The sequence below is a fragment of the Williamsia sp. genome (assembly GCF_036566845.1).
GTDB lineage: Bacteria > Actinomycetota > Actinomycetes > Mycobacteriales > Mycobacteriaceae > Williamsia.
Map to the genome: position 1 here is coordinate 1 of NZ_DATCVM010000150.1, position 8,604 is coordinate 8,604.

General features: G+C 66.2%; 8 protein-coding genes and 1 pseudogene. 6 read left to right on the top strand and 3 right to left on the bottom strand.

Going from position 1 to position 8,604, the window contains the following annotated elements; translation table 11 throughout:
- From VIQ49_RS14470 to VIQ49_RS14495, 6 genes and pseudogenes are all read left to right on the top strand, one after another.
- Positions 1-117 (top strand): annotated as a pseudogene (locus VIQ49_RS14470) (ABC transporter substrate-binding protein); the annotation flags it as partial.
- Positions 114-932 carry an ABC transporter ATP-binding protein gene (locus VIQ49_RS14475; protein ID WP_331885746.1) on the top strand — a complete coding sequence of 273 codons (819 nt, stop codon included), beginning with the start codon at positions 114-116 and terminating at the stop codon, positions 930-932. The pseudogene VIQ49_RS14470 and the gene VIQ49_RS14475, both read left to right, overlap by 4 nt.
- Positions 925-1,830: an ABC transporter permease gene (locus tag VIQ49_RS14480; RefSeq protein WP_331885748.1), complete on the top strand. Its 906-nt coding sequence runs from the start codon at positions 925-927 to the stop codon at positions 1,828-1,830. Before VIQ49_RS14475 ends, VIQ49_RS14480 begins: the two co-directional genes overlap by 8 nt.
- Positions 1,831-1,859: 29 nt before the next feature.
- Positions 1,860-3,191, top strand: a complete 1,332-nt coding sequence (locus VIQ49_RS14485; protein ID WP_331885750.1) for an LLM class flavin-dependent oxidoreductase — start codon at positions 1,860-1,862, stop codon at positions 3,189-3,191.
- Complete coding sequence (locus VIQ49_RS14490) at positions 3,188-4,414, top strand: MFS transporter (protein WP_331885752.1); 1,227 nt, start codon at positions 3,188-3,190, stop codon at positions 4,412-4,414. Before VIQ49_RS14485 ends, VIQ49_RS14490 begins: the two co-directional genes overlap by 4 nt.
- Position 4,415: 1 nt before the next feature.
- Entirely contained in the window at positions 4,416-5,213 is a 798-nt protein-coding gene (locus tag VIQ49_RS14495) for an SDR family NAD(P)-dependent oxidoreductase (RefSeq protein WP_331885754.1), read from the top strand.
- 12 nt (positions 5,214-5,225) lie between these two features.
- Here VIQ49_RS14495 and VIQ49_RS14500 read toward each other — a convergent pair whose 3' ends face one another.
- From VIQ49_RS14500 to VIQ49_RS14510, 3 genes are all read right to left on the bottom strand, one after another.
- On the bottom strand, positions 5,226-5,681 hold the full coding sequence (locus VIQ49_RS14500) for a nuclear transport factor 2 family protein (RefSeq protein ID WP_331885756.1): 456 nt from the start codon (positions 5,679-5,681) through the stop codon (positions 5,226-5,228).
- Positions 5,665-7,434: an N-acyl-D-amino-acid deacylase family protein gene (locus VIQ49_RS14505; RefSeq protein WP_331885758.1), complete on the bottom strand. Its 1,770-nt coding sequence runs from the start codon at positions 7,432-7,434 to the stop codon at positions 5,665-5,667. The genes VIQ49_RS14500 and VIQ49_RS14505 overlap by 17 nt, the downstream gene beginning before the upstream one ends.
- Positions 7,435-7,542: 108 nt before the next feature.
- The coding region (locus VIQ49_RS14510) for an FAD/NAD(P)-binding oxidoreductase (protein WP_331885760.1) at positions 7,543-8,604 on the bottom strand (1,062 nt) is incomplete at its 5' end.

Genomic DNA, 8,604 nt, shown 5'->3' on the forward strand with positions numbered 1-8,604 from the left:
GAAGAAGGACAGCTCACCGCATCCGACCTCTACACCAACGAAGACAACCCCTACTCGAACGGGACCTACGCACCGGATTCGGGTCCCGACGGCCAGCCGGTGGTGGCAGCACAATGACCACCACACCGAAACTGGAGCTGAGAGGCGTTCGAAAGTCGTTCTCCTCCCCCGGAAAGCCCGACTTCGTTGCCATCGACGACATCAGTATCGCCGCGCCCGAAGGCGAGTTCCTGGTTCTCGTCGGGCCCAGCGGCAGCGGAAAGTCCACATTGCTCGATCTGGTCGGTGGCCTCACCAAGCCCACTGCCGGCGAGATCCTCCTGGACGGAAAGCCCATCACCGGCCCGGGCCTTGATCGCGGTGTGGTCTTCCAGCAGTACGCACTTCTGCCGTGGCGCACCGCACGCGCGAACATCGAATTCGGGCTGGAGGCCAAAGGGATACCCCGCCGGCAGCGCAAGGCGATCGCCGACGAGTACCTCGAGCTCGTCGGACTGGGCGGATTCGCCGATCACTATCCGCACGAACTCTCGGGCGGCATGAAGCAGCGGGTCGCGATTGCCCGGAGCCTGGCGTACGACCCCGAGGTGTTGCTGATGGACGAACCGTTTGCCGCACTCGACGCGCAGACACGAGAGTCGTTGCAGGCAGAGCTACTTCGCATCTGGAAGGCGACCGGAAAGACGATCCTGTTCATCACACACGGCATCGACGAGGCCATCTACCTCGGCCAGCGCGTCGCCGTACTGACCGAACGCCCGGGCCGCATCAAGGAGATCCTGCCGATCAGCATCGATCGGGACGCCGAAGACGACATCCGATCGTCCGAACAATTCCGCGACTACCGGCACCGCATCTGGTTGTCGCTGCGCCCTGAAGTCCAGGGCTCCACCAATTCGACCACACTGATCGGAGCAGGAACCCATGTCTAACGTCACGTTGGAGAAGGCAGCGACCCCGGTGCCGGTTCAGGCACCACCCGATCCGGCACCGGTACCGGTACCGGTACCGGTACCGGTACCGGCGTCATCGGCCTCATCAGGTCGCCGGATACTGCGCAGCGCAACACAAACCGGCAAGTGGATCTTCCGCTCGACGATTGCTCTCGCACTGCTTGTCGGATTCTGGGAGATCGCGCCCCGCATCGGACTCGTCGACCAGACCTTCCTGCCGCCGTTCTCGGTGGTCCTGGAGGCGTTGATCGATCTCGCCAAGAGCGGGCAGCTGTGGGAACACATCTCGGCGAGCCTGAGCCGGGCGCTCAAGGGTTTCTCGATCGCAGTGCTCGTCGCGGTACCACTGGGAATCGTGATCGGCTGGTACCGGCCGGCAGCGCAGTATCTCAACCCGGTACTGGAACTGTTCCGCAACACCGCGGCCTTGGCCCTGCTGCCGGTCTTCGTCCTCATCCTGGGTATCGGTGAGACCTCGAAGGTGGCATTGGTCATCTACGCCTGCATCTTCCCGATCCTGCTCAACACCATCTCCGGCGTCCGCACCGTCGATCCACTGCTGATCAAATCAGCTCGTTCCCTCGGGCTTCCGTCCTACCGGCTATTTCAGAAGGTGATCCTGCCCGCCGCGTTGCCCACGATCTTCACGGGCATCCGGCTCTCCGCCGCCGCCTCGATCCTGGTGCTCATCGCCGCCGAGATGGTCGGCGCACGTTCGGGATTGGGCTACCTGATCATGGCCAGCCAGTTGAACTTCCAGATCCCGCAGATGTACGCGGGCATCCTCACCATCGCGTTGGTCGGTTTGGCCTTCAACTTCGTGCTGGTGCTGTTCGAACGCCGATTCTCGCGCTGGCGCACGCCCGCCAACGTCTGAATCACGCTCACCTACCAAAGGAACTGAACATGTCTCGTCAACTGCACCTGAACGCCTTCCTGATGGGAGTCGGACATCACGAGGCGGCCTGGCGCCATCCGAGGACGGCCGAACAGGACATCCTCGATGTCGGCCACTTCGTCAGACTCGGTCAGATCGCCGAGCGCGGCCGCCTCGACTCCGTGTTCTTCGCGGACGGGCTGGCCGTGGGCCCCAACATCCGCCGGAACACCCAGGCGATCTTCGAGCCGATCACCTTGCTCTCGGCCATCGCCGGCGGCACCAGCAAGGTCGGTCTGATCGCCACCGCCTCAACGGGTTACAACCACCCCTACACATTGGCCAGGGCGTTCGCCTCGCTCGAACACATCAGCGGCGGCAGGGCCGGCTGGAACATCGTGACGTCGGGGCAAGAACTGGAAGCGCTGAACTTCGGCTACGACGCGATCCCGGACCACGCCGGCCGGTACCGGCGGGCCCAGGAGTTCGTCGACGTCGTCAACCGGCTGTGGGACAGCTGGGACGATGACGCCGTGGTGCTCGACGTCGAGCGCGCCGAGTTCGCCAATCCCGACCTCGTCAGTCCCATCCACCATGTGGGAGAACACTTCTCCGTACGGGGGCCGCTGAACTCGCCGCGCTCTCCGCAGGGCCGGCCGGTGCTGGTACAGGCCGGGTCATCGGAAGACGGCAAGGACCTCGCGGCACGATACGCCGAGGTGGTGTTCACCGCACAACGAACCATCACCGAGGGCCAGGACTTCTACCGCGACCTGAAGGGCCGATTGGCGCGCTACGGAAGGGATCTCGACGATCTGAAGATCCTCCCCGGCATCGTGCCGTTCATCGGCAGCACCGAGTCCGAAGCGCTCGACCTCGAACGTGAGTTCACCGATCTGATCTCCCCCGACCACGCGCTCGGCCAGCTGTCGAACTTCTTCAACGTCGACCTGACCGGACTGTCACTCGACGCCCGGCTCCCCGAGCTTCCGCCGGAGTCCGAGATCGAAGGCCACAAGAGCCGGTCGACGCTGGTGCGCCAGCTCGCCGCCGACGGCAACCTGACGATTCGCGAGCTCATCGGGCGCCTCGGTGGGGGCCGCGGTCACCGCAGCATCGCCGGTACACCCGAACAGATCGCGGACAACCTGATCGACTGGATCGATGCCGGCGCCGCCGACGGCTTCAACGTGATGCCGCCCTACCTGCCCGGCGGACTCGAGGACTTCGTCGACCACGTGGTCCCGATCCTGCAGGCGCGCGGCCGGTTCCGTGAGGACTACACCGAGTCGACGCTGCGTGGACACTATGGCATCGAGTTGCCGTCGAGCAGTCAGATCCGGGAGTCTGCCTCCGTATGACGTCGCTCGGCGACCCTGCGGATCTGGATCTGGGATCGGTTGAACGACCACTGCGGTCGCTCGCGGGCACCGTCTATCTGCCGGCCGCCGCGTACGGGATCGGGCAGGGGGCGGCGGCACCGGTCATGGTGCTGTCCGCCCTCGAGCTCGGCGCGTCGACTGCGGTTGCCGGGCTGACGGTCGCAATCGTCGGCCTCGGCCAGGTCATCGGGGACACGTGTTCGGGACAGATCGTCGCCAGGATCGGTGAGCGCCGGTCGATCATCGCGGCCAGTACCCTCGCCTCGGCGGGCGCACTGGCCTGCATGTTCGCCGTCGGGATCTGGATGTTGTGCCTCGGCATCCTGGCCGTGGGTCTGGCCAACGCCGTATGGGGTCTGGCGCGGCAGAACTACCTGTCGCTGGCGGTCCCGTTTGCCTGGCGGGCCCGGGCGATGTCGCTGTTCGGTGGCGCCATGCGGTTCGGTTTCTTCGTCGGACCGCTCGTGGGGGCCGCCGTCATCTGGCTGATCGGCACCCGCGGTGGATTTGTCGTGCAGCTGGTGGCGATCGTCGCGGGGGGCCTGATGATGGCGCGCCTGCCGGATCCGCCCGGCGCCGGTGCGGTGGCACAGCCACTGAGCCTGCCCACAGTGTTCGCACGTCACCGGCGGCTGCTGTCCACACTCGGTACCGGATCGCTGCTACTCGGCGTCGCCCGCAGTGCGCGAGACGCGATCCTGCCGCTCTGGGCCATCCACATCGGCCTCTCCCCCGCGGTCGCGAGCCTGCTCTTCGGGATCGGTGCGGCGGCCGACGTCTTGTTCGCCTACCCGGCCGGACATCTCATGGACCGGTTCGGCCGCACCGTCGTCGCGGTCCCGTCGATCTCCGTGCTGGGACTGTCGTATCTGTTGATACCCTTCACCACAACGGTTTTCACCTTCACCGCAGTTGCCGTGCTGATGGGGATCGGCAACGGCTTCGGCAACGGGGTGATCATGACGATCGGGGCCGACGTGGCACCGGAGACCGGACGAGCCGAGTTCCTGGCGTCCTGGCGATTGACCCACGACGCCGGATTTCTCGCCGGCCCGCTGTCGATCGCGGTCTGCGCCGCGTTCTTTCCGCTGTCGGCTGCGGTATTCGCGGCCGCCGGCCTGTCTGCCCTCGGCGCGGTTGTTCTGAAAAAATACGTACCGGAGTACACCTCGAAGCGTTCCATGACTACGAAGGATGGATGAAATGGACCTCGGATTGACCGACAAGCGTGTCCTCGTGACCGGCGGCAGCAAAGGTATCGGACTCGCCATCGCCCACGGACTCGCGGCCGAAGGCGCCGATATGGTCATCGCTGCCCGAGAACCCGAGGCACTGAAACTGGCCGCCGATGACATCGCCGCGCGTTCGGGACGAAAAGTGGTCGGAATAACCGTCGACACCGGCGACGACGCATCCGTACAACAATTGGTGGCCCAGACCGTCGAGCAACTCGGCGGCATCGACATCCTGGTGAACTCCGCGGCCACCCCGTGGAGCGCCGGCAGCCCGACGGACTTCGCGAGCACCACCGACGACATCGTGCGCCGCGAGGTCGAGATCAAGGTCCTGGGGTATCTGCGCACCGCGCGCGCCGTTGCGCCGCACCTCATCGATCAGGGGTGGGGACGCATCATCAACATCAGCGGACTCGGTGCCCGGCAGGCGAATTCGATCGCCCAGACCATTCGCAACGTGAGTGTGTCCGCACTGACCAAGAACCTCGCCGACGAACTGGGTCCGCACGGCATCAACGTGACGGTTGTCCATCCGGGACGTACCCGGACCGCCCGGCTGGACACGGCGCTGGCCGCGGAGTCGGCCGAAACCGGCACGCCTGTCGCAGAACTCGAGCAAGCCCTGGCCACCAACTCGATCCGGCGGATCGTCGACGCGAGCGAGGTCGCGGACGTGGTGACCTTCCTGGCGTCGCCGCGCAGTATCGGGATCACCGGCGATGCCATCGCTGTCGGTGGCGGCGTCCCGGGGCCGGTGTACTACTGAGGTATTGGGCGGTCAGATCTGTCCGGTGGCGTCGTACATCCACGACATGTCGGAGGCGGCGAGCTGCTCCATCCAGTCCGCCGGCGCGGTGGCCGCCAATCCGGCGAAGTCCCAGTAGTCCTTCCACAGGGCGATCTTTCCGTCGACCACCTTGTGCACCGTGACAAAAGCCAAAGTCGCGGTCTCTCCGGTCGACCACGTCCAGGTCTCGCTGTGCTCGTACATGACGTCGGGGCCGCTGGAGATGATCAGGCCGTCGTGATTGCTGTAATCGGCCAGTGGCTCCAGGCCCACTTTGAGCCGCTTGACGATGTTCTCGGGTCCGCGCGCCGCCGCACCGGGCCCGAGCGGCATGTCGACGTAGATGCAGTCGTCGGACACAAACCCCCCGAGCCCCGCCCAGTCCCGCTTGCTCAACGCCGCCCACAGGCCCAGGACCACCGACTTGTTGTCATCGGACACGCTCATACCTCGTCTCAGTTGTCTGCGCGGGAAGAAAGCGGCCGATCCTCTTGCGTCCGAGGACATCTGCCGGAACGCCGCCGGTGAAAACCGTTTCTCCGTTGACCATGACGGTCCGGACGGTCTCGTCATTGCGGTTGACCATCCGGGACAGCCCGCCGAACTGCTCGACCTCGGCCTCTCGGTACTCCTCGAGCGAGGCGTCGAGGTGTTGGGGATCGAGCAGCAACAGGTCGGCCCGGTCACCGACGCGCAGGTGCCCGGCGTCGATGCCGTACCAATCGGCGAGCTCGCCGGTCAGCCGGTGGACGGCGTGCTCGACGGTCATGAACGGCTCACCGGCCTCGGCGGCCGTGTGCACGTGCCGCAGCAGACGCAGCCCGAAGTTGTAGAACGCCATACTGCGCAGGTGCGCACCGGCGTCGGAGAACCCGAGCTGGATACCGGGTTCCGTCGCCAGCTTCTTGAGGAGTTCGGGCCGGTGGTTGGAAATTGTTGTGCGCCAACGAATTTTTGACCCGTGTTCGAGGAGGAGGTCCAGGTACGCGTCGACCGGATGCAGTCCGCCGCGATCGAGCCCGACCTGACCGAAAGTCTTCCCGACCACGGTGTGGTCCGGACACTCGACGATGTCGGCGTCGAAGAAGTCCCGGTGCCAGACCCGGGGTCCGTACTTCTTGTCGTAGTCCTTGCGGAAAGCGCGTCGGTAGCCCTGATCGCGCATCAGCTCGTTGCGATCGATCTCGTCACTCAGATGCAGCGCCGCGGCGCCGGAGCCGAACTCCTCGAACACCGCCAGTTCCATGCCGTCGGCGTACACCTCGAACGGCACGGGCAGGTGCTGCCAGCGGAAGTCACCGCCGAACCGGTTGACCAGCCGCGCGAGCGGACCCATCGCGTGGATCACTTCCGGGCGGGCCTTGACGTCGGCCGCGGACAGCAGGCTCGTCTTCAGTCGAGGCCGTCCCCAGCCCAATGACGTGAACACCTGCGACAACACGTTGAGTGGGCGCGAGATGTCCGGGCCGGACTGCAGCACCCTCGCCCTCTTCCGCAGGATCGTGTTGAGCCGGCGCAGCTCGCGACGCTTCGCGTACGTCGACGGGAGCGTCCGGGACCGGCAGACCTCTCCGTCGAGTTTGTCGAAGAGGAGTTGCTGCGACGACAACCCCACAAAGCCCGCATCCAGCGCCTCGATGAGCAGGCGGTCCATCCGGAGTTGCTCCGCCGCCGTGGGTGTGACGTCGCTCCGGGTGGCGCGGTCGAGTCCCATCGTCACGGCGCGGATGTCGGAGTGGCCGATGAATGCCGCGACGTTCGGCCCCAGCGAGAGGGCTTCGAGCGCCTCGACATACTCCCCTGCGGTCCGCCAGGTCTTGTGCTCTTCGATGCCTGAGATGACATGCCGCCGCGGGATCGCCTCGACCCGACCGAACAGGTCACCGGCGACCTCGGCATCCACGTGGATCGTCGACAGCGAGCAGGAACCCAACAGCACCGTGGTGACGCCGTGCCGCAACGACTCGCTCAGCTCCGGACCACCGAGCACTTCGACGTCGTAGTGCGTGTGGATGTCGACCATGCCGGGCAGGACCCACAAACCCGCCGCATCGATGACGTCGGTGCAACCCGCAGTGTCGAGGGGCGCCGCCGAGATCTCGACGATGCGTCCATCGCGGATCCCGATGTCGCGGACATGCGAAGCAGAGCCGCTGCCGTCGAACCACCGCCCGCGGCGGATCACTGAGTCGAAGGTCATGGACGGACTACAACCCCGGCCACCGACTCACGACAGTCGATTCACCAAATTGAGCCCGGTTTGGCCAATCCTGTTGGCATAGCGCAAATCGTTGTCCGCCATCGTCTGTCAGATGGGCGCGGACCGGCGACCGGCGACGAGCTTCTCGGCCAGGTCGTAGTCGTCGTCGCGGTTGTAGGTCAGGCCTCCGACGGCGACTCCGCCACCCTCGTACCAGACGGTGAAGCCGCCATCCGGATATCCGCCGTCCCGTTCGACAAGATGTGCCGAATCGAAGCCGTCACCCCAGGCGGCGTACTTGAGGGTGTGGTCACCGATGGTGGTCCAGAAGCCGGGCACCGCATCCCACGAGCGGTCGACACCCGCGGCCGTCGCACCGGCCACCTCGCCCTGGTCCGCGGCGTCCTGCCAGTGCTCGGTCGCGATCCGGCGGCCGGCCGTCGGGTTGTGGGCACTGGCCACGTCGCCGACGGCCATGATCGCGCCCACGCTGGTGCGCATGTGTTCATCGACAACGATCCGGCCCTCCTCCGTGGTCAGCCCGGCGTCCTCGGCCAGGTCGGAGCAGGGTGTGATGCCGACCGCCGCGAGGATCAGATCGGTGTCGATCCGGACGCCGTCGTCGAGTGTCACGGTGCCGGGCTCGATCCGCGTGATGGCCGGGCCGCCCACATATCGGACCCCGGCGTCGGAGAGCATGGCGAGTATTCGAGCGCCCGCATCGGCCCCGAGGCGGGCGGCCTGCGGAACCTGTTCCGGGGCAACCAGAGTCGTGGTGACGCCGCGGGCACTCAGTGAGGCTGCCGCCTCGCAGCCGATGAACCCGGCCCCGATGACCACCGCCGAACTCGCCTGTTGCGCCGCGGTGCGCAGTGTCGCGGCGTCGGCAAACGACCGGAGCGAGAGTGCGTGCGCACCGCCTGGCACCGGCAGCGGCGTCGGGCGGGCACCCGTCGCGATGATCGCGGTACGGAACTCGATGGTCTCACTGGTCGAGAGGCCGGCGGTCCGGGCGCCGGTATCGAGGCCCCCCACCGACGTAGTGGTGCGGAGCTCGATGTCGCGGTCGCGGTACCACTGCGGCGGATGCTGGGTGATGTCGTCGAACTCGGTGTCTCCCTGCAGAAAATCCTTGCTGAGCGGCGGCCGGAAGTACGGCGGATCGTTGTC